21 protein-coding genes are annotated in these 19,383 nt (G+C 71.1%); 11 read left to right on the top strand and 10 right to left on the bottom strand.

The features are described 5' to 3' along the window. Positions 1-2: 2 nt before the first annotated feature. Positions 3-437: a hypothetical protein gene (locus ABT294_RS39205; RefSeq protein ID WP_350811500.1), complete on the bottom strand. Its 435-nt coding sequence runs from the start codon at positions 435-437 to the stop codon at positions 3-5. A gap of 1 nt (position 438) precedes the next feature. Then, on the bottom strand, positions 439-1,386 hold the full coding sequence (locus ABT294_RS39200; protein ID WP_350811499.1) for a ribonucleotide-diphosphate reductase subunit beta: 948 nt from the start codon (positions 1,384-1,386) through the stop codon (positions 439-441). Between the two features lie 75 nt (positions 1,387-1,461). Between ABT294_RS39200 and ABT294_RS39195 the strand changes: the two genes are divergently transcribed. From ABT294_RS39195 to ABT294_RS39185, 3 genes are all read left to right on the top strand, one after another. Next, on the top strand, positions 1,462-1,674 hold the full coding sequence (locus tag ABT294_RS39195) for a hypothetical protein (protein WP_350811498.1): 213 nt from the start codon (positions 1,462-1,464) through the stop codon (positions 1,672-1,674). Between the two features lie 71 nt (positions 1,675-1,745). Continuing rightward, positions 1,746-2,120, top strand: coding sequence for an acyl-CoA thioesterase (locus ABT294_RS39190; protein WP_350811497.1), 375 nt, complete (start codon positions 1,746-1,748; stop codon positions 2,118-2,120). Between the two features lie 49 nt (positions 2,121-2,169). Continuing rightward, positions 2,170-3,342: an MFS transporter gene (locus ABT294_RS39185; RefSeq protein ID WP_350811496.1), complete on the top strand. Its 1,173-nt coding sequence runs from the start codon at positions 2,170-2,172 to the stop codon at positions 3,340-3,342. Here ABT294_RS39185 and ABT294_RS39180 read toward each other — a convergent pair. The 4 genes from ABT294_RS39180 to ABT294_RS39165 all read right to left on the bottom strand — a co-directional run bounded on the left by ABT294_RS39180 (position 3,337) and on the right by ABT294_RS39165 (position 6,961). Further along, the gene (locus tag ABT294_RS39180; protein ID WP_350811495.1) at positions 3,337-4,842 is read right to left on the bottom strand and encodes a glycoside hydrolase family 13 protein; all 1,506 of its coding nucleotides are present in this window, start codon (positions 4,840-4,842) and stop codon (positions 3,337-3,339) included. The two genes, ABT294_RS39185 and ABT294_RS39180, sit on opposite strands and share 6 nt — an antisense overlap. An 18-nt stretch (positions 4,843-4,860) precedes the next feature. Further along, positions 4,861-5,244, bottom strand: a complete 384-nt coding sequence (locus tag ABT294_RS39175; protein WP_350811494.1) for a globin — start codon at positions 5,242-5,244, stop codon at positions 4,861-4,863. Positions 5,245-5,253: 9 nt separating this feature from the next. Then, positions 5,254-6,171 carry a mechanosensitive ion channel family protein gene (locus ABT294_RS39170; protein ID WP_350811493.1) on the bottom strand — a complete coding sequence of 306 codons (918 nt, stop codon included), beginning with the start codon at positions 6,169-6,171 and terminating at the stop codon, positions 5,254-5,256. Positions 6,172-6,676: 505 nt separating this feature from the next. Further along, a complete protein-coding gene (locus ABT294_RS39165; protein ID WP_350811492.1) occupies positions 6,677-6,961 on the bottom strand; it encodes a hypothetical protein in 285 nt (94 codons plus the stop codon). 301 nt (positions 6,962-7,262) lie between these two features. Here ABT294_RS39165 and ABT294_RS39160 point away from each other — a divergent pair, with 301 nt between their 5' ends. From ABT294_RS39160 to ABT294_RS39135, 6 genes are all read left to right on the top strand, one after another. Beyond that, positions 7,263-8,792 (top strand): NsdA family TPR-like regulatory protein, encoded by a 1,530-nt coding sequence (locus tag ABT294_RS39160; RefSeq protein ID WP_350811491.1) that lies wholly within the window; start codon positions 7,263-7,265, stop codon positions 8,790-8,792. Beyond that, the gene (locus tag ABT294_RS39155; RefSeq protein WP_350811490.1) at positions 8,789-9,277 is read left to right on the top strand and encodes a GNAT family N-acetyltransferase; all 489 of its coding nucleotides are present in this window, start codon (positions 8,789-8,791) and stop codon (positions 9,275-9,277) included. Before ABT294_RS39160 ends, ABT294_RS39155 begins: the two co-directional genes overlap by 4 nt. Before the next feature lie 668 nt (positions 9,278-9,945). Next, a complete protein-coding gene (locus ABT294_RS39150; RefSeq protein WP_350811489.1) occupies positions 9,946-11,214 on the top strand; it encodes a DMT family transporter in 1,269 nt (422 codons plus the stop codon). Positions 11,215-11,410: 196 nt separating this feature from the next. Continuing rightward, entirely contained in the window at positions 11,411-13,123 is a 1,713-nt protein-coding gene (locus ABT294_RS39145; RefSeq protein ID WP_350811488.1) for a tetratricopeptide repeat protein, read from the top strand. Between the two features lie 155 nt (positions 13,124-13,278). Then, positions 13,279-13,731: a hypothetical protein gene (locus tag ABT294_RS39140; RefSeq protein WP_350811487.1), complete on the top strand. Its 453-nt coding sequence runs from the start codon at positions 13,279-13,281 to the stop codon at positions 13,729-13,731. Positions 13,732-13,982: 251 nt separating this feature from the next. Further along, positions 13,983-15,134 (top strand): pyridoxal phosphate-dependent aminotransferase, encoded by a 1,152-nt coding sequence (locus ABT294_RS39135; protein WP_350811486.1) that lies wholly within the window; start codon positions 13,983-13,985, stop codon positions 15,132-15,134. On the opposite strand, the gene ABT294_RS39130 is transcribed toward ABT294_RS39135, so the two are convergent. Next, on the bottom strand, positions 15,131-16,054 hold the full coding sequence (locus ABT294_RS39130; protein ID WP_350811485.1) for a zinc-binding dehydrogenase: 924 nt from the start codon (positions 16,052-16,054) through the stop codon (positions 15,131-15,133). The two genes, ABT294_RS39135 and ABT294_RS39130, sit on opposite strands and share 4 nt — an antisense overlap. Positions 16,055-16,175: 121 nt before the next feature. Between ABT294_RS39130 and ABT294_RS39125 the strand changes: the two genes are divergently transcribed. Next, positions 16,176-16,952: a hypothetical protein gene (locus ABT294_RS39125; protein ID WP_350811484.1), complete on the top strand. Its 777-nt coding sequence runs from the start codon at positions 16,176-16,178 to the stop codon at positions 16,950-16,952. Between the two features lie 43 nt (positions 16,953-16,995). After that, positions 16,996-17,739 (top strand): MBL fold metallo-hydrolase, encoded by a 744-nt coding sequence (locus ABT294_RS39120; protein WP_350811483.1) that lies wholly within the window; start codon positions 16,996-16,998, stop codon positions 17,737-17,739. A 3-nt stretch (positions 17,740-17,742) separates the two neighbouring features. On the opposite strand, the gene ABT294_RS39115 is transcribed toward ABT294_RS39120, so the two are convergent. The 3 genes from ABT294_RS39115 to ABT294_RS39105 form a co-directional block, all read right to left on the bottom strand. Beyond that, the gene (locus tag ABT294_RS39115) at positions 17,743-18,177 is read right to left on the bottom strand and encodes an NUDIX hydrolase (protein WP_350811482.1); all 435 of its coding nucleotides are present in this window, start codon (positions 18,175-18,177) and stop codon (positions 17,743-17,745) included. Between the two features lie 108 nt (positions 18,178-18,285). Then, positions 18,286-19,068, bottom strand: coding sequence for a hypothetical protein (locus ABT294_RS39110; protein WP_350811481.1), 783 nt, complete (start codon positions 19,066-19,068; stop codon positions 18,286-18,288). After that, on the bottom strand, positions 19,065-19,364 hold the full coding sequence (locus ABT294_RS39105) for a PadR family transcriptional regulator (RefSeq protein WP_350811480.1): 300 nt from the start codon (positions 19,362-19,364) through the stop codon (positions 19,065-19,067). Before ABT294_RS39105 ends, ABT294_RS39110 begins: the two co-directional genes overlap by 4 nt. Positions 19,365-19,383: the final 19 nt, after the last annotated feature.

Below are 19,383 nucleotides of genomic sequence, written 5' to 3'. Positions count from 1 at the left end.
GGTCATCGGGACGGGGCTGCCGTCGACGGGCCGTCGGTTGGCAGGCGGGACAGGACGGCCAGGGACTCCACGAAGAGGTAGATCACGCGGAAGAACGCGAGCACGTCCCCCTGTTCCAGGCGAAGGCCCCGGTACATCACGATGCGCCCCGGGTCGGCGCCGTTTCGCAGGTCCTGCCAGGTCGCCTGGTCCGCCGCCAGGACGTAGTCGGCCTCGGGCCGGCGGGTCGTGATCGTGCCCTCGACGCACCGGCCGTCCTTCCAGGTCAGCACCAGGTACGTGGCCGACTCTCTGATGCCGAGGGCCCAGGTCGCGGTGTACCCGGCGCGGGCCCTGTCGATCCACTCCCAGTACGTCGGGAGCTTGCCCTCCTGAGGAGGGCCCGCGTCGACCGTGCGGCGGGCCGCCTCCGCCCATTCCTGGCTGAAGAAGCGCACCTCAGCCGCCGGCCAGCTCAGGCTCGATACGGGAGATCATGTCCTGGATGTCGGGCGGGACGGTGATGCCGACGTCCACCAGTTTCATGTGCAGTTGGCGGATCATCAGGCGCCTGATCTCCTCCGGCGTCCAGCCGAGCGCCTCCAGGGCCAGCCTGCGGCTGGCCGCGCCGTTGATCGACAGGATCGTGCGGAGCGTCTCGTGGATCTGGAGCAGGAGGCGCGGGTCTTCCCGCACCGAGTCGCGCAGGAAGCGCATGCCGAACTGGACGTGCCTCGCCTCGTCCCGGCAGGTGGCGGTGAAGCCCGTGTAGTAGCCCGGCAGGAAGCCGCGCTGTCTACAGTAGGTCAGAGTGATCTTCATGACGGTGAGGGCCAGCACGCCCTCGATCCAGAGGAAGTACGTCGTCCCGTACCGGACCCGCGCCTGCGCGGACTCGGGATCGCGGCGCAGCTCGTCGGCCTGGTAGGCGAGCAGGCCGAACGGGCCGACGAAGGTCTCCGACACGTGCTCGAACGAGGCGTCGAGCACCTCCTGCACCGAGTCGCCCGGCATGCCGACGACCTCGCGGTAGAAGCGGTCGAAGAAGACCGTGTGGCGGGCCTCGTCCTCGATCTGGCTGGACATGTAGATCTTGGATTCCTCGGAGCCGCCCAGCATGAAGACCGGCAACTCCACCTCTACCTGCCGCTCGCCGTGGTGGAACCCGGCGGAGATGCCGACGAACGCGTCGCGTTCCTCCTGCGTCATGCGCTGGCGCCAGTCGATCACGTCCTGGGAGAAGTCGAGATCGTAGACGTTCCAGCGCTGACGCAGGTAGCGCTTGTAGAGCTCGGTGTAGTCGGGAAGTCGTTTGAGGTCGCTGTGCACGTAGGCGAGCACGTCGTCGATGTCGAGGTCGCGGATTCCCCGGAGGTCGGATTCGGCGACGGCGGACAGCTCGGTCAACTTTCGGCCTTTCCGAGGGTGACGGGGGCGGTGGCGCTGCGTCGCTACGGACCATTGAACAGGACGATCGCGGGCATGAACAGGGACAACCAGGTCAACGGCTACCGCACCCTGCAGCTCAGCTACGCCAACGGAGGCAGGGTAGAGCCGCTGGCGGGCTCGGCCTTCTTCGAGCTGATCCGCGGCAGGGGCGGCGTCCCTCGCTGGGGGACGTGCTCGCCGGCCGCGGCAGGAACGGCATCGCCAGCCCCTGACGGCCGTGAGGCTGCCCGGAGCGAGGCGGGGTGACGAGGGCAGGTACGGTTGCGGACGTGGTTGAACACTCCCTCGTCACACAACAACGGCATATCTTCCCCCGCATGGTGAGATTTGCTGACATTGACTCACTCGGGCACGTCAACAACGTCCGCTTCTTCGACTATCTGGAAGACGCCCGCCTGGGGATGCTGCACATCGATCCGTACAAGGCCGGTGACGCGCCTTTCAAGAGCCTCGTCGTGGCCCGGCACGAGATCGACTACCTGCGCCCGCTGAGCTTCCGGGCGGAGCCGGTCCGCGTGGAGACGTGGGTCACGGAGATCAGGCCGGTCAGGTTCACGCTGCAGTACGAGATCCGCGACGACGACGAGCTGTACGTGCGGGCGATGTCGGTGATCGTCGCCTACAACGTGGAGCGCGCCGCGCCACGCAGGCTCACGGGGGACGAACTCAGCTACCTCCGGCGCTTCGCCTAACACGCCCGGTGCTCGACCCATGACACCGCGGGGCAGGAGCCGCTGGGTGATGCTGGGCATCGGAGTCAATGCCCACGCCAGTGTGACGTTGGGACTGTTCGGCCTGCCTCTCGTCATGCCGGACGTACAACGATATTTCGGTGTTTCCCTGCCCGTCGGGGGACTGATCGGCAACGCCCCCGGCATCGGCATCATGGTCGCCCTCGTCGCCTGGGGCGCGCTGGCCGACAGGCGCGGCGAACGGCTGGTGCTCGGCGCCGGAGTGGGGCTGGCCGTCGTCCTGTTCGCCGCCGTCGCGTTCGTCTCCGAGACCTGGGCCGTGATCGTGCTGCTCGCCCTCGCCGGAGCCGCCGGATCGGCCGCCATGGTCGGTGGCGGGCGGATCGTGCTGCGCTGGTTCGACCCGACGGAACGCGGCGTCGCCATGGGCCTGCGCCAGGTCTCCTACACGCTCGGCATGGCCGCTGCCGCGTTCGTCCTGCCGCCTGTCGCACGCGCCCACGGCATCCGCGGAGTGCTGCTCGTCTGCGCCGCCGTCAGCCTGCTCGCCGCCGTGCTGGCCGCGCTCTTCCTGGCCGAACCGCCCCGCAGGCTCGCCGAATCCAGCACCGAGCAGGACGTCTCGCCGTACCGGCAGCCCGCGCTCTGGCGGGTGCACGCCACCAGCGCGCTGCACGTCGTGCCGCAGATCGTGGTCAGCACGTACGGGGTCGAATGCCTGGTCGGCGTCTACCACTGGGACGGCGTCCTGGCCGGCCAGCTCTTCGGCGTCGCGGCGATCGGCGGAGCCGCGGTCCGCATCGCGGTGGGCCGCTGGTCCGACAGGAGCGGGCTGCGGATGGCGCCCCTGCGGCTGCTCACCTTCTGCACGCTCGCCGTGCTCGCCCTGCTCGTGCTCGGCTCCGTCACCCGCTCCTGGCTGGGCCCGGCCATGCTCGGGCTCGCCGCGGTCATCACCGTGGCGGGCAACGGGCTCGCCTACCTCGCGGCGGGCGAGCTGGCCGGCCCCGGCTGGGCCGGACGGGTGCTCGGCACCCACAACACCATCCAGAACACGGTGTCGCTGGGAGTGACCTGGCTGGGCGGCGTCCTGATCACCAGGGCCGGGTTCTGGGCGGGCTTCGCCGCAGGGCTGGCCTGCGTGCTGATCTCGGTGCCCGTCATCCCGGTCCGCGGTGAGCAGAGCGCCATCGAGGTGCCGGACGCGACACCGTCCTCATGAGGTACGCAGCCAGGCGGCGGTGTCAGGCGGCAGGACGCCGTCCTCGACCGGCCCGCTCGACAGCAGCACGGACTCGTGCGGCGGCAGCAGCACCGGGTCGGAGCCGCAGTTCACCGCGCACGTCAGCGAGCCACGGCTGAAGAACAGCGCACCCTGCGGGGATTCCAGCCACTCCAGCGCGTACGGGACGGACCGGGCCAGCTCGCGGCGGCACGCCAGGGCCCGGCGGTAGAACTCCAGCGTCGAGCCGGGGTCGTCGGCCTGGCTTCGCGCGTTCAGCGTCCGGAACTCGTCCGGCTGGGGCAGCCAGGGCGCAACCCCGTCGGCCGAGAAGCCGTACGAGGCGCCGTCAGGAGTCCACGGCAGCGGCACCCGGCAGCCGTCGCGGCCGGGCAGCTCGCCCTTCGACCGCTTGAACACCGGGTCCTGGCGGGACTCGGGCGGCAGGTCCGTCACCTCGGGCAGGCCCAGCTCCTCACCCTGGTAGAGGTAGACCGAGCCGGGCAGGGCCAGCATCATCAGCAGCCCCGCCCTGGCCCGCGCCAGACCCGTGCCCGGATCGTCGGTGCCGTAGCGGGTGCGGTGCCGCACCACGTCGTGGTTCGACAGCACCCACGTCGCGAACGGGACCGTCTTCAACGTGTCGTCGATGACCTTCCTGAACGCGGCCGGCGACCAGGGCGCCTGCAGCCAGGAGAAGTTGAAGCTCTGGTGCAGCTCGTCGGGACGCACGTACAGGGCCAGGTCGGCGGGGTCGTCCGTCCAGACCTCGCCCACCGCCATGCGCTCGCCCGGGTAGCTGTCGAGCAGCGCGCGCCAGTCGCGGTAGACGGCGTGCACCTCGGGCCGGCCCCAGATCGGCGAGACCGAGGCGAACGCCTGGTCCTCGACGTCGGGCAGCCCCTCCGCCTTGTACAGGCCCATGGCCACGTCGATGCGGAACCCGTCGACGCCCCGGTCCAGCCAGAACCTCAGGATGTCCAGGAACTCCGCGTGCACCTCGGGGTTGCGCCAGTTGAAGTCGGGCTGCTCGGGCGCGAACAGGTGCAGGTACCACTGCCCGTCGGCCGACTGGGTCCAGGCCGGGCCGCTGAACGTCGACTGCCAGTTGTTGGGACGGTCGCGGAAGAGGTAGCGGTCGCGGCCCACCCCGCGCAGCGCGTCACGAAACCACGGATGCTCGCTGGAGCTGTGGTTCGGCACGACGTCGACCAGCACCTTCAGCCCGAGCTCGTGCGCGTCGTGGACCAGCGCCTCGAAGTCGGCCAGCGTGCCGAACAGCGGGTCGACGCCGCGGTAGTCGGCCACGTCGTATCCGCCGTCGGCCATGGGGGAGGGGTAGAAGGGGGTCAGCCAGACGGCGTCGACTCCCAGGCTCCTGAGGTACGGCAGGCGCTCCCGCACCCCGGGGAGGTCGCCGACGCCGTCTCCGGAAGCGTCGGCGAAACTGCGAACGTAGATCTCGTAGACGACGGCGTCACGCCACCAGGGGGAATCCATGTGGCGTGTCATGCCCGTTTATGCCGGTGAGTTCACCAGACTGTGCGCGGCGTAGACGAGATAGTCCCAGAGCTGGGTCTCCTGCTCCTGCGGCAGTTCCAGAAACTCGACCGCGTCGCGCATGTGGCGCAGCCACGCGTCGCGCTCGGCCTCGCCGATCACGAACGGCGCGTGGCGCATCCGCAGCCTCGGGTGCCCGCGCTCCTGACTGTAGGTGTTGGGCCCGCCCCAGTACTGGATGAGGAACCCCCGGAACCGCTCTTCCGCGCCCGTGAGGTCTTCCTCGGGGTAGAGCGGCCGCAGCAACGGGTCGGCGGCCACGCCCTCATAGAAGCGGTGCACCAGGCGCCGGAAGGTCTCCTCGCCCCCGACGGCCTCGTAGAAGGAGGTCTCAGCAGTCACCGTCACAGCCTATGCGCTGGCGACCATGGCCACGCCCGCGGAGTCGAGCGCCGCCTTGACCCGGTACCGCAACTCCCGTGCCACCTGGGCCTGCCTGGCGGGCAGCGTCTTGGCGGAGATCCGGAAGATCAGGGACGCGTCCGACAGCGCCTCCACGCCGAACACGTCGGGCTGCTCGACGATCTGCGTCTCGCGGAACTCGGCGTCGGCCCAGATCTCCTCGGCGACGTTCTCCAGCAGCGCGCGCACCGTCGTGACGTCCGAGTCGTACGCCACCGGGACGTCCACATAGGCCCGGGACCAGCCCTGCGACTCGTTGCCGACCCGGGTGATCGTGCCGTTGCGGACGTACCAGACGCGGCCGTCGGCGTCGCGCAGCCGGGTGACACGCAGGGTGACCGCCTCCACCGTGCCGATCGCGGAGCCGCAGTCGATCACGTCGCCCACGCCGTACTGGTCCTCCAGCAGCATGAACATGCCCGCGATGAAGTCCTTGACCAGCTCCTGCGCGCCGAAGCCGATCGCGACGCCGAGGATGCCGACGCTGGTCAGCAGCGGGGCGATGGGGATCGTCAGCCGGTCGAGCACCGTCAGCACGGCCGTGCCGAGGATGACGATCGAGGCGATGTGCTTGAGCACCGAGCCCATGGTCTCGGCCCGCTGCTTGCGGCGCTCGTGCAGCAGCGCGTCGATGCCCTCGGTGGCGACGCCGTTCCTCCGGAAGCGGCTGGTGAGGGACCCGCCGGTGGCCGCCCGGGTGACCACCCGTGTGATCAGGCGGTGGGAGAGCTTCCGTACCACGATCGCGAGCACCAAGATGAGGACGATCGTGATCGTGCTGGCGACGAGTGGAGCCCATGCCGCGTTGTGCAACCACTCGACGATCGGGCCGCAGAGGACGGTGTCCTTCTCGCATCCTTGCGCCATCTCCGTGCCGATCCTTTCGAAGCCCGGGGACTCCGTCGGAGGTGGCGTCGTGGGCGGGACCAGCAGGAACACTGGGGGAATCCTCCTTGGAAGCGGTTCGGCCGGCGGGCCCTTTGCATGTTTTCGATGCAAAAGATACCGCCGACCGAACCGGCCGCCGTCACATCACGCCGGGGAAGACGGGGTCGGCAGGGCTCGGGGCCGCGGAGGGCGAGCCCTGTCGCTCCGGTGACGTGCGGCTCGGCGGGGACATGCACCCGGAAGCATGTCCGCCGCCGTTCTCATCTCCGGGAGGGATCTCCCGGAACGCCCTCCGGTCAGACCGGAGGACGATCGTCCCTGCGGCCGGGGGGCCGCAGGAGTCATCGCGTCTTGCCAGAACCGGCGGAGTGACCAGGGCCTCCGGTAGGAGGAAGCCCTCCGCACCGGCCACTCCGCCGGCCCGCGAAGCCGCCGTGGGTGCGGTGATCCGTGATGGCTGCGCTCCACCCGGGTCACCGCCTCGTCACTCCCCCACGGCGGCAAGCACTCGCGCGACCTTGGTCGCGGCACCAGCCGGATCGTCGGCCGCGTGCATCCGTTCCCCCCAGGACCAGCAGTACCACCAGTCGGGTAGCTCAGACGCGACCGTCGGCCGACAGGTGACGTTCTCGGACAGGCTCGTCGCGTTCGGGTTGATCACCCGGACGAACATCCGTCCGCTCTGGGTCTGGACCACTCGTGCGAGCAGACCGTGAGCGTCGAGTGCGGAGACAAGACGCGCGAGGTGCTCGAAGTTGTCGTCCCCCACCTCGTTCCTCCCTTGGGTCGTGGCTGGTGGGCCAAAGATGACTCAAGTCCGCGACGGGCGCAACGAGCCCCCCCTGGCTACAGGGAGTTGCCTTCTCCCACGCGGGATGTAAGAAACAGTCCGCAGGAGGACGATCCTTATCCCTAAACTTTCAAGAGGACGTTTCAAACCCGTCATCAATGGTCCATAGTCTTTCGTAGGCGCAGCGCAACCTGAAAGCTACGCTCCGTCACCGGTAGTGAACCGGTCGGGACATGTGAGAGGGGCCGGGATGTCCGGCAGACAGCACAGGGAAACGGAGATGGCGAGGCGGATCAGGGCCAGAGGCCTGGCCGCCGGCCGCACTCCTGCCCAGATCGCTGAGGAGATTCACCAGTCCTGCGGGTCCCAGTTCGGCACGACCAAGATCAAGGGGCACCGCCTCGCACACGGCATCGCGCTCGCCGACGTGATCGAACAGGTCCGCGCCCTGTTCGCCCGCGACGCGAAACCCGTTCCCGGCATCGGCGAGACGCTGCTGTCGGCCTACGAGAGCGGGCTCAAGCGGCCCGGCCCCGAGTACCTCCACTACCTGTGCGGTGTCTACCGGGTGGAGCCCGTCTCGCTCGGCTTCGACGTCCCGTGCATCTGCGGCCACAGCCACCGGATGCCCGGCGTGCTCGTCACCGAGGCGCAGGAACGGCCCGGGGCGCGCCCGCCGTACGAGCGCGACCTGATCATCAAGCCGGAGAACCCGGACCTGAGCTCCGGCAGCGAGGAGGACGAGAACGTCCTGCGGCGCACGCTGCTCCGGCTGCTCGGCGACAACCCCTCCGACGCCAAGCCCGACGCGACCGTCCTCGGCGCGGCCGAGGGCATCAGGCGGCGGATGGACGAGACCCTCGTCTCGGCCACCGTCTCTCCCGCGATGCTCGACCAGTGGGAGGAGGCGACGCTCAGCTTCGGCCGCCAGTACACCAACACGGCGCCGCAGCGGCTGCTCTGCGACGTGCTGCTCGAACTGAGCGCCGTACGCAACGCGATGGCCCACCGCCAGCCCGTCGACCTGCTCGAGCGGCTGTGCCGGATGGCCGCCCAGCTCTCCGGGCTGAGCGGCATGATCATGATCAACCTGGGCGACCACCGGCTGGCCAGGTCCTTCTTCCGCACCGGCCGCACGGCCGCCGACGAGACCGGCGACCGCGCCCTGCGCGCCTGGGTCACGGCCCGCGAAGCCCTCGTCCCGCTCTACTACGGCGACGCCCGCGAGGCGCTCAACCTCGCCAAGAAGAGCCGCGACCTCGCCGGCCAGACCCCGTGCGCGGCGCAGGCCATGGCCCCGGTCGTCGAGGCCCGCGCGCTGGCCTTGCTCTCGGGAACCGAGAGCAAGAAGGAGGTCGTCGACCAGGCCAAACGCGCGCTTCAGCGGGCCAGGAACGCCTTCTCGCACATGCGGGCCGACGACAAGGAGGACATGGCGTTCGGCTACACCGAGAGGCAGCTCTACTTCTACCAGGGCGACGTCCTGACCAAGCTCGGTCAGACCCTCGAAGCCGAGGTGGTGCTCAACCAGGCCCTCGACAAGTACCAGGACCACATCCTCGACCAGACCCTGATCAGGCTCGACCATGCGCAGTGCCGCCTGATCGACGGAGAGGTCGACGAGGCCGTCAGGATCGCGAACGAGGCTCTGGGCAGGCTCGGCCCCGACTACCTGACGGAGTTCATCATCCGGCCGGCCGTGAAACTGGAGAGGCTCATCAGGCAGAAGGACCCCCAACATGCGGGGCTGCCCGTCCTCCTGGAGTTTCGCGCGCAACAGGCCAAGGGGGAAGGGAATGGCGGTGCATGAAGCTGAAGATTCGGCGCTATCGCTGGTCTGACCTCGACACGATCCTCACCCTCCACCAGATCTGCCTGGCGGAGGTGGGGCTGGCGCCGGGTGACGGCGTCTACTACGACGACGACTTCCCGCGCATCCAGGAGCTCTACCTGGCGTGCGGCGGTGACTTCCTCGTGGGCGAGGTCGACTCTCGGGTCATGGCGATGGGCGGGCTGCGTCCCATCGACACGGAGACCGCCGAGATCTGCCGGCTTCGCGTCCACCCCGCGCACCAGCGCCGCGGCCACGGCGCGGCCATGCTCCTGGCGCTGGAGAGACGCGCGGTGGAGCTGGGCTTTCACAACGTCCGCGGCGACACCACCCTGAACCAGGGGGCTGCCCTGTTGCTGTACCAGCGGCACGGGTGGCGCGAGATCTCCCGGCAGCAGGTGGGCGGGCTTACGGTGGTGTACGGAGAGAAGCGGCTGACGCCGGCAGCGATGCTGGAGCGGTGACCCTTGCGGTTCACCCGCGCCCCCTCCTGCCTGCCGCGCTCCCGCATGGCGCGGACGCATCGTTGACAGCGCGTGCGGACCCCGTTCGGTGCTCGTTCCGCCGCATGGCGCGCGGAGGATCTCGTTCTGCGGCATTCCGCATCCCGATGACACCGTTGCGGGGTGCTTCTGAGCCCGCGCGTGCGTTCCTGTGCGTGCAGCGGTCCGGCGCGTGTCTGGGCCGGTCTCCTGGCTTGAGCCCGTCTGCGGCTTCCTGGGGACGGCTCGCTCCTGATCCCGTGCGTGCGCCATGCCCGTTGTTCGAGTGGCCCGGAACGGCCGGATCCCGTTCGTGCGCGGCTGCCTCTGCTGAGACGTCTCCGAACCGCACAGCACGGCCTGTCCCGCCCGTCGGCGTGCTCCGTTCGGTCGCGAGACTTCTCCGCGCGCCGGGAGGCGCGAGTGGGAGCTCCGTTTCGTCTCGCTGCGTACGCGAGCGCATGCGCCGCGTAAGACGTCGGAGCAACTCCTGGGACAATTTTCTGGTGGAGAGATTTGTGGGGAATGGGCGGTTCGGCGACCCGCGCGGATAAGGATGTCCGGGGCCCCGGGTGAGACTCTTCATCCCGAGTGGTAGAGGAGCATCACCGTGCGCTCGCTGTACACTTTCGACTGCTCATCGTGATGAGATGCTTTCCAGCATGGCAGGCTTGGCCGCTCCCCGACCCCTCCTGGGAGCCGTGCTTCTCTTGTTCGTCAGCGCCGCTTGGGGGTCGGCGTTCCCGCTGATGAAAGATCTCATCCTCCGGTTACCAGTCGAGGACCTGCTCGCCGCGAGGTACTCGATCGCGGCGCTCACCCTGTTCCTCATCCGGCCGGGAAGCCTTCGGGGGCTGTCGCGGCGGACCTGGGTCAACGGGGTGATCCTGGGGGTCATGTTCGGGGTCGGGCAGAGCGCCCAGGCGATCGCGCTCGACAGCCTCCCCTCGGCCGTGTCGGGGTTCGCCGTGGGGTGCAGCGTCGTCATCACGCCGATCCTGGCCCTGGGCCTGTTCAAGGCGCAGGTGCCGGTGCGGGTGTGGGTGGGCGTCGGGCTCGCGCTGGCCGGGATGACGGTGTTCACGCTGCTGCGCGGGGTCGAGGGTCAGGAGTTCTCGCTGCTGGCGCTCGTCGTCACGCTCGGCGCCGCCGCGCTGTACTCGGGGCACACGCTCCTGCTGGCGAAGCTCTCCCGGGCCGGCCGCGGGTTCGACGCCTACGCCCTCACCGTCGTCCAGCTCGCCACGATCGGCGCGATGACCGGGGTGCTGGCGGCCCATGACGGGTTCAGCGTGCCCGCCTCGCTGCCCGACTGGGGGATACTCGCCCACCTGTCCGTCGTCTCGTGCGCGCTGGGCTTCCTGGCCCGCTCGTACGGGCAGGCGCACCTGTCGGCCGTGCCCAGCGCGGTGCTGATGTCGTCGCAGCCGCTCTGGGTGGCCGCGATCGCGGTGATCTGGTTCGGTGAGCAGATCGGCTGGAGCATGATCGTCGGTGGCGGGCTGATGGCCGTCGCGATGCTGCTCGCGGTGCCGTCCCGGGAGGTCGCTCCGAAGATGCCGCTGGAGCGGCGGAAACTGCTCGCGGTGTCACGTCAGGCGTCCAGGGTGCTGGCCGACCTGCGGGTCAAGCGGGACGATCCGCTGAAGCTCGGCGGCGGTCCCGTGCCGATCGTCGGGAAGAGCGGTTGCGAGAGCCACGACGACTGCCCGTGGCGGACGCGTGCGGTCAAGGGGGGCGACGAGCCGAGCCTGGAGCGGCTGATCGAACGGGCCACTCTGATCGTTCGTGCCAAAAACCTGTCAGGGCCCGGCTGCTGCCAGTCGGTCACGCTCGCCGGGCGCTGCCTGTGCGCGCTGATGGAAGAGGCGGAGCAGAGCAGGACGGGGTCACTCCCCTCGTGGTTTCGGTCTCGATAGGCCGACGGAAACGGACAAATTCCGCGAACTTCCCATCTATAAAGTCCGCACTTATTCGCCGCAAAACTTGATAATCGCTGAAGTGTCCGAATAATGGGGAGTTATCCCCAAGTGAAGGGCACATCATGAAGCGCATTATCGTCCGCAAGCCGGGGGCCAAGAGGCTGACCGGGAACTCCAGCGTCATTCACAAGGGGTGAGTGACAGCAAGTCCCATCTGAAGGCGCGGGGGGCGCCACCGACGCGGCAACGGGAGACCGCGTCGTTGCTGATGCCGATCATCGACGGGCAACGGCGCCCCCATGGTCCCTACACCGTTGGGTCCGCGCTGCTGCACCACCTCGTCCCCGTCGCCATGGAACGTTCCGCTGATCTCGTCGCGGCTCATGACCTCGAGATCCGCGCGGTCGCACCCGGTCTGCGTGACCGGGTGCCCGCCCGACGGGCCACCATCGACGCCGACCTCCCCGACGACGAACGCATCCTGGTGCCCGCGCCCCGCCGCACGCTGCGGCTGGCCAACGGGATCGCCGAGTTCGTCCGCGCTGTGGTGCCGCCCGGCAGGACGCTCGTGGTGTGCAACGGCGCTGAGGCCGACCCCACCGACGTCGAGCTGCTCGACGTCCTGATGCGCCGGATCCCTCCTGACGTGCTGACGATCGTCCTTTACTCCGGCGGCCCGCCCGTCGCCCCCGACTCGCGTGACGCGGACGAGCTGTGGACGCTCGTCGACCACTGCATGCGCGAGGGATTCCTGCACGCCGCCGCCGAACTGGGCGCGCGCGGCCTCACCCTGACCGAGCCCGGCGGGACGCAGTGGTGGCGATTCGCCCAGCGCACCGCGACGGCGCTCGGCGGGCTCGGCCGCGTCCAGGAGGCCCGCGACCTCTGGGAGCTGGTCCGCAGGACCAGCCAGGACCCTGCCGTGCACGCCGCCGCCGCGTACGGCACCGCCATGCTGGACGCCCGGCACCCCGACCCCGCCCAGCGCGACCTCGGCCGGGCCAGGGGCTGGATCAACCAGGCGATCGCCATCTCCACCCTGCTGCCCGACCCCATGGGACGGGCGTTCAAGCTCGGCTTCGACCGCAACGGGCTGGCGCTGGTCGAGCTCAGGCACGGGCGGCTGGAAGCGGCGCTCGAACTGGTCGAGTCGGCCCTCGAACTCGCTCGCGAGCTGGGGGAGCGGCATCCCGTCCACCGCATGGTGCTGCTGGCCAACCGGGCCCAGCTGCTGGCGGCGCTCGGGTACGCCAAGGAGGCGCTCGCCGACTACGGCGCGGCCATCGCGATCGACCCCGCCTTCCCCGACTACTACCTGGAACGCGGAAACCTGCTGCTCGGCATGGGGGAGGAGGAGCCCGCGCTGGCTGATTACGAGTCCGCCATGCGAGCCGGGCCGCCGCTGCCGGAGGCGTACTACAACCGCGCCGAGCTGTGGATCGGGCGCGGCGACCTCGACGCCGCCCTGGCTGACCTGAGCCGGGTGATCGACCTCGACCCCGGCTACCTCGACGCCTACATCAACCGGGCCGGGCTGCTGGCGGGTCTGGAACGCGACGAGGAGGCGAGGGCCGACGTGGCCACCGGGCTCGCGCTGTCGCCTGGAAACGCGTACCTGCTGACGGTTCTGGGGCAGCTCGAAACGGCTGCGGGACGGCTGGAGGAGGCCCGCGCGGCCCTGGACCAGGCCGTCGAGGTGGGCCCCGCCCTGGCGTCCGCCTGGGGCAACCGGGGGGTGCTGCGGTTCGAGCAGGGGGACGTCGAAGGCGCGGTGTCGGACCTCACCCGGGCCATCGACCTCGACCCCCAACCGGACCTGTTCGCCAACCGTGCCGTCGCGTTACGTGCCCTGGGCAGGCTCGCTGAGGCCGCCGCCGACGAGCGCCGCACACCGCAACCGTCGTAACCGCGCCGGTCACCGCGCCACTCACGGTTTCGCGCCGCTTGACGGCTGCGCACCGTTCACGGCCAGCGCCGCGTTGCTCACTGCGCCGCGTGGCTCGCGGTTCCGCAGCGGGAGGAAGGGCGGAAATCGGGGGATATGGGTGCGATCATGGCCGCATGGTGGGGCGGATGGGGCGGGCGGCGGGGGTTTACGGCGCGCTCGGGGTGCTCTGGTGGGCGAGTGCCCGATTGACGTGGCTCGGGATCGGGTGCGAGGACTGGGGGTGTCTGGCGCCCGCCGTCGGCGCGCTGGCCGTGGTCACGGTCGCGGTGCTGGGCGCGGCGGCCGTCGCGCTGGAGCGGGTGGGGGTACGTCCCGGACGGCGGGTCACGGTGGTGGCGGCCGGAGTGCTGACGGTGTTCCGGCTGGTGGGGGAGGTGCTGCCGTCGTGGCCGTCGGCGTACGCGCACGCCGTGGCCGCCGCGGCCGCCTTCGCGGGGGCGGGGGCGATCGCGGCCTTCTTGACGGCCGCGGAGGTGCCGAAACGCTGGCGGGTGCTGGCGGGCGTCGCGGTGGTGGCGCTGCTGCCGGCCGCCGCCGCCGCGGTGGGGTGGGCTGCGGAGTGGTGATCCGCCAGCCGCACCGGTGTGAAATCTGTGGTGATCTGTCGGTCGCACCGGTGTGAAATCTGTGGTGATCCGCGGGCGGCACCGGTGTGAAATCTGCGGGTAGAGAACTTTCCCCTGGATTTGTGCGGTGGAAGATTCTCCACCTTCGGGAGAAATCATTACTCCTCAGGCGAATAACTGTCCTCCGCTTGACAGGGCCGGTGAGCCGAGAGACCGTGTCGTTCCGTATACGGAACACACGGAGGTGTGTCATGCGGCCGAACTCCCGCTTCGCCCAGGTCCAGCAGTTCGACATCGACAAGGTCGCGGCGGCCGCCGGGGCGGACCCTGACGTCCTGCGGATGGAGAACCTCGACACCGACGTCCTGCCGCCGCCGGTCGCCGTGGCCGCCACCGCCGAGGCGCTCGCGTCCGGCGCCGGCAACAGCTGGCTGCCGTTCACCGGCCTGCCCGCGCTGTGCGAGGCGGTCGCGGACGAGTTGCGCCGGCGGACCGGCCTCGACTACGACCCGCTCCACCAGATCGTCATCACCTCGGGCGGGACGTCCGCGGTCATGCCGGTCCTGCTGGCCACCACGGAACCGGGCGACCCGGTGGTGCTCACCGATCCCACCTACGCGGGGCTGCTCCAGCGGGTGCGGCTGTCGGGCGCGCGCCCGTCCCTCGTCCCGCTGAGGGTCGAGGGCGGCTACTGGCGCCTGGACCGCGACGCCCTCGCCCGGGTCGGCGCCGCCACGGCGCTGCTGCTGATGAGCCCTTCGATGCCGTCAGGCGTCCTCCTCGACCGGGACGACTGGGCCGCCGTGGCCGAGACCTGCGCCAGGACGGGCGCGTACCTGATCTACGACGCCGCCATGGAGCGCATCGTCTACGGCGGCCACCCCCGCATCAACCCCTGCCAGGTGGACGGCCTGGCAGACCGGACGATCGTCATCGGCTCGATGTCCAAGGAGTACCGGATGATCGGCTGGCGGATCGGCTGGATCGCGGGCCCGCCGGACATCATGGCCAGGATCCGGGTCGCGGTCGTCTACAACACCACGGTGTCGAGCGGCTTCGCCCAGCTCGGCGCCGCCGCTGCCCTCTCGGACCCCTCGGGCGCGGGAGTCGGCGAAGCGGTCGCCGAGTACCAGGCCCGCCACGACACCGTGCTCGACCAGCTGTCCGACCTGCCGGTGGTGCGCGCGGCCGGCGGCTGGTCCTGCCTGGTGGACGCCGTGGCGCTCGGCCTGACCGCCCCCGCCCTCTCGGCCCGGCTCCTGGAGCGCGGCCGCGTCGCGGCGACCCCGATGACGGCCTGGGGCGAGACGGTCGCCCCGAGGTACGTCCGTCTCGTCTACAGCAACGAACCCGTCAGCCGCCTCGGCGACCTGCGCTCGCGCTTCGCCGCGGCACTCCGCTAGCGCGGCTCGGACAGGAGCAGGGTCTTGCCCGTGACCGCCCTGGCCTCGATCGCGGCGTGGGCCTCGGCGGCGGACTCCAGGGGAAGCCGCAGGCCGATCGTCGGGCGGAGGCGCCCGGCCGCCGCGTGCGCCAGCGCCTCCTTGGCCAGCTCGCGCAGGTCCACCTGGGGGAAGGGGACCTGGGTCACCCGGTCACCGGGAGTGGTCATCGGGCCGCCCGCCATGCCGTACACGCTGATCCTGCCGCCGTCGCGCAGCAGCGACAGGGCCGCCGCGCCGATCGCGCCGCCGACGCCGTCGAAGACGACGTCCACGGCGGGCAGGCCGTCGGTCCAGGCGGGTGCGGTGTAGTCGACGGTCAGCTCGGCGCCGAGCCGTTCGGCGAGGCGCCTCTTGTCGGGGCTGCTCGCGGCGCCGATCACTCTGGCCCCGGCGGCGTGTGCGAGCTGCACGAGCAGGCTGCCCACGCCGCCGCCGGCCGCCTCCACCAGCACCCACTCCCCGGCCCGTGGCGCGGCGGCGCGCACCAGCCCGACGGCGGTGCGGCCGTCGGCCAGCAGCGCGACGGCGTCCTCCAGCGGCAACCCGCCGGGCACCGGGATCAGGTCGCCGGCGCTCGCCACCGCCAGCTCGGCGTAGCCTCCCGCGCCGCCCAGCGTGCTGACCACCTGGGTGCCGACCAGCGACTCGGGCACGTCCTGGCCGGCGGCGAGCACCGTGCCCGCGACGCCGTTGCCCAGGATCGCCGGCAGCTCGGGACGGCGCGGCCCCCGGTCTGCGCGGACCTGCGTCTCCACGAACGTGACGCCCGCGACCGACACCTCGATCAGGACCTGACCGGGGCCCGCCACCGGGTCGGGGACGTCCTCGGCGACCAGCGCCTCCGGCCCGCCGAACTTCCGCAGCACAACCGCACGCATGCCAGATCCTCCTTTATCGGAGCATTTCGCTCCGGATGCTGTGCAACCTTATAGCGGAGCATTTCGCTCCGCAAGCGCGAAGGCCGTCACCGGACGCCACGGCCGACTACGGTGGGTACTCGTGAGCTTCGACGAGCTGCTCCGCGACCTGCCCCAAGGAGCGAGCGCCCAGGCCGCCGGGATCAGGCGCGGCTTCGGCGGGCCGCCCGCCCGCACGGTGAGCGTCCGGTCGGGCCTGGCGAGGCTGCGCTGCGCCTCGCTGCTCAAACCGCTGTACGCATGGGTGACCGCGCCCCACATCCCGGACGAGGAACGCTGGCGACGCCATGCCGAGCCCGCCGTGGTGATCTCGTCCAACTCCGACACGCTGAACCTCTGGCTCGCCGTCGGCCCGCCCGTCGTCCTCGACGACATCTACCAGCGCACCGGCGTCGCCTGGGCGCTGCCCAACGGCGACCCGTCGCGGTTCGGCTCGGTCGAGGTGGCCGCCGACGAGGTCGCGACCGCGTACGCCGCGCTCGCGCAGTCGGCGGTCGCCGGGGACCCGGTGGCCGGGGCCGTCCTGGAGTGGATGCGGGCCGTCGGTCCCGACCAGGCGTACGGGACCCGCGAGGCGCTCGCCGCGCCCGGCGCCGGGGTCAAGTGCGGCTGGTACGGCGCGGCCGACGAGACCTGCCTGCGCACGCACGCCGTGGCGGTGCTCCCGAGGGGCGGCACGCGAGCGACGGTCGTGGTCGGGATGACCGCGCAGCCGTACACGGACGAGCGGGACCGCGCGTGCTACCAGAGCCGCATCGCGCAGGGGCTGCCGGTGGAGGCGGAGCACGAGAAGGTGGCCGGCCCTCTGCTCCGCGGCCTCATGGCCGTCACCTTGGCCGAACTCGGCCACACGGAGTAACCTCGGGCGGACCTTCGGCCCGAACCCACAGGAGACGTGCTTCATGAGGCTCACCGTGCTGGGCGGATGCGGGGCGTGGCCCGCGGCGGGGCAGGCGTGCAGCGGGTACCTCGTCGAGCACGAGGGTTTCCAGGTGCTGATCGACCCGGGCTACGCCACACTGCCCAGGCTGCTGGAACTCACCGCCGCGGAGTGGGTCGACGCGGTGCTGGTCAGCCACGGCCACCCCGACCACTGCGCCGACCTGAATCCGCTGCTGCGCGCCCGGGCCCTCGGCGACGCGCCGCCTGCCGCGCTTCCCGTGCACGCCCCGCCGGGCGCGCTCGACGCCGTGCTCGCCCTGGACCGTCCGGGCATGCTGGCCGGCAGTTTCACCGTCGGCGAGCTGGCGCCCGGCAGGCCGTACGAGCTCGGCCCCTTCCGCCTGGACGTGTGGTCGCTGCCGCACCACGTCCCCAACGCCGGGCTGCGGTTGAGCGGCGGCGGCCGGGTGATCGCCTACACGGGTGACACCGGCCCCACCCTCGACCTGGTCGAACTGGCCAGAGACGCGGACGTCCTGCTGGCCGAGGCCACCTACCCGGAACGGGTGCCCGAGGAGGACGCGCCCTACCTCTCGACCGCCCTGGACGCGGGGCGCACGGCGTCCAAGGCGGGGGTGGCGCGGCTGCTGCTCACCCACCTGTGGCCGGACACCCCGCGCGAGCCCGCGCTGGCGGCCGCGTCCGCGCACTACGCGGGCGACCTGGCGGTGGCCGAGGCCGGGCTCGTCGTGGATCTCGGGTAGCCGTCACCCGAGCTTCTCGATCACCTCGGCCAGCTCGGGTGGCTCGACGTTGCCGGGCAGGTCGTTCGGGGCGAACCAGTCGTACCCGAGGTAGGCGCCGGTCTCCTCGTCGGTCAGCGCACCCGGGCCCAGCTCCGGACGGCTCGTCGCCAGGCGGGCCAGGAAGAACGGCTCCATCTTCACGTAGCGGACCCCGAGCCAGCAGAAGTCACGGGGGACCTCGACGGACCGGTCCTCCACGGACGATCCCGGCAGCCCGGTCTCCTCCGTGAGCTCCCGCCTGGCCGCCTCCAGAGCCGTCTCGCCCGGCTCCAGCCCGCCCCCTGGTGGCTCCCAGAGGTCCAGCCCGCTGACCCGATCGTGCCAGTGCAGCAGCAGCACCCTGCCGTCGGCGTCGAAGCAGAGGACCCGCGCGGCAGGCCGATCGTTGTCACTCACCCTGGCCTCCTCCGTCGCCGCTCACCCCTGGGAGACAGTCTCCCCCACTACCGGTTCGACGTCCTCACAGCGAAGGCCCGCCCAGTCGTCCTCGGGCTCGGCCGGCGCTCACCCGGTCTGTGGCAGGCGGCGGAGGTCGCGGACGGTCGCCACGAAGGCCCAAACCAGGACGAACAAGGCGGCCCCCATCGCACCCGACGTGGGATCGTGCCGCGCGCCGGTGACGAAGACGCCGAAGATGACGGCCGCCGTGCCCGCACCGGCGCCGGCCAGGATCCAGATGCCCAGGCGCAGCCGCCCCGGCCGAGGCGGCACAGCCACGCCCGCGCCCAGCCCCGCGACGATCCGGCAGCACTGGACGGCGCCTGCCGCCAGGGCGCTCCACCAGCAGGCGAGCAGGGCGAGCCGTACCGGCGCGGGCACACCGGCGACGTCGACGCCGCTGTGCACGCACGCCACCACGCCCGCTCCGACGATCGCCGGGGCTGCCAGGCGGCGCACCGCCTGACGCAGGACGGTGATCGCGGCGCCGGGGGTCAGCCTGGGGCGGGGGGCGACGAGGACCGTCCCGAGCAGCATCAGGACACCGCAGACGGTCATGGGCCAGGTTCCGGCGACGGCGGAGAGCGGGGTGTCCAGCTCCGTCGCCGCGAGCGTGAGGAACGAGCAGGCGGCCGCGACGCTGATCGCCATCGTCGCCGCCCGCTGTCGCCGCTGCGCGCGGGAGTCGGCGGGCCAGATCGCGGGGTGCAGCCACATGCCGGCGACGCTCACGGCCAGGTTGGGCCACGTCCGCCAGCCGGCGGCCTGGACCTCGAGCTCGAGATCCGCGCCCCACCGCTCCCTGATGGCGCCCGGATACAGCCTGACCAGCCAGTGGGCGGCGTTCACGCTGGGTTCACCCCGAGACTCCGCAACCCGGTGGCCGCGACGCGGGCCATGGCGCGTAGCTCCTGTTCCAGCACCTCGCGGCCCCGGGGAGTCAGCCGGACCGGGCGCTGGCGGCCCTTCTCGCCGAGGGACTCGATCAGCTCCTTCGCCTCCAGGCGGGTCAGGGCTCCGTACAGGCTTCCCGGCCCCAGGCGCTCTCCGGTCAGCTCCTCGATCGCCGTGTTGATGGCGTAGCCGTGCATCGGCCCGTCGGCCAGCGCGCACAGCACCAGCGTCTGGGCGTCGTTGACTTGCATGCGCCGCATTCTACTACGC

Origin of the sequence: Nonomuraea sp. NPDC000554 (genome assembly GCF_040300065.1) — a bacterium.
Lineage (GTDB): Bacteria > Actinomycetota > Actinomycetes > Streptosporangiales > Streptosporangiaceae > Nonomuraea.
The sequence above is the reverse complement of the archived record's forward strand: the minus strand, read 5'-3'. Positions and strand labels throughout refer to the sequence as shown.